Source organism: Campylobacter sp. CFSAN093229, assembly GCF_011068225.1.
Taxonomy (GTDB): Bacteria; Campylobacterota; Campylobacteria; order Campylobacterales; family Campylobacteraceae; genus Campylobacter_D; species Campylobacter_D jejuni.
The window spans coordinates 1-1,243 of record NZ_JAAMXB010000023.1 but is presented as its reverse complement, the minus strand read 5'-3'; the positions used below and the strand labels follow the sequence as shown (position 1 = coordinate 1,243).

The window sequence follows — 1,243 nt, the reverse complement described above, 5'->3', positions numbered from 1 at the left end:
ACTCCGGTTGTGTCTTTAACAGAATTTATAGCCGAAATCAACTGGCCATTATTATCTCCGTCTTTATAATTAATCTGACCAATTACAACCCCATTGATAGCAAAGTCTTGAGAAGTGCTTCCTTCTTTTATAGCATAAACACCAGTTGTTCTTACATCATAAGTTGCACGAACTCCTGTTTTATCAGAGCTTTTATTAATCTCCTCAGCCAAAGCTCCAAGACCTGTTCCAACAGAGGTTGAAATCACAACATTATCAAATTTAAAATCTTCCAAACCATTATAGTTTTTGATAGTAAGTCCTACTACACCTGAAGTAAAACTTTGTGAACCTGTTTCAAATCTTGTAACACCGATTTTTGAAGACTGGGTTGGCCCAATGCTTGCTTTTATAGTTTGATTTGAACTTGAACCGATTTGAAATTCTTGATTAGTAAAATTTCCACTTAAAAGTTGTTTGCCATTAAAAGCTGTAGTATTAGCGATATTATCAAGCTCTTCCATTAAGCGGTTTATATCTGCTTGCAACATGGTTCTTGTTTTTAAACTTTGACCATCTTGAGCCGCTTGAGTTGCTTTAGTCTTGATAGTATCTAAGATCTTAAGTTGCTCATCCATAGCCTTATCAGCAGTTTGTAAGATACCTATGGCATCATTGCCATTGTTTATGGCTTGACCTAAAGTGGCTGCTTGAGAACGCAAAGAATCTGCTATCGCCATCCCTGAAGCATCATCCGCTGCGGAGTTAATCCTAAGACCGGAACTAAGTCTACTTAAAGACTTATCAAGCTCGTTAGCATTAACAACTGAATTTGCGTGTGCATTTAACGCACCGATGTTGGTGTTTATCCTAAAACCCATTTTAAATCCTTTCAAAATATTGCATCGAAAAGATTAAAGCAAGAAGTGTTCCAAGTTTTAGTTTAATTAAAAATCTTGAGAGTTTAAAATAAAAAGCCTAGTATTTAAACTAGGCTTGGATTTGTATATATCACAGTATTTTTAAACTATTGAAGCAGTCTCAAAACATTTTGTTGGCTAGAATTTGCCTGAGCCATAGCATAAGATCCACTTTGAGCTAAGATATTTGCTTTAGAGTAGTTTGCACTCTCGCTTGCAAAGTCTACATCTCTGATTTGTGATTCAGCTGATTTAACGTTAACCTGAGTTACGGTAATGTTGTTTATGGTTGATGTCACTTGATTTTGTATAGAACCTATATCAGCTCTGATTTGATCAAGATT

General features: G+C 35.5%; 2 protein-coding genes. Both read right to left on the bottom strand.

The genetic code is table 11. The annotated features are described in order from the left end of the window. Positions 1 to 860 (bottom strand): flagellin hook IN motif-containing protein (locus FBE93_RS08230; protein WP_278184543.1); only part of this gene is annotated, 860 nt, incomplete at its 3' end. A gap of 146 nt (positions 861 to 1,006) precedes the next feature. Beyond that, a partial coding sequence (locus FBE93_RS08225; RefSeq protein ID WP_261802370.1) for a flagellin occupies positions 1,007 to 1,243 on the bottom strand: 237 nt, incomplete at its 5' end.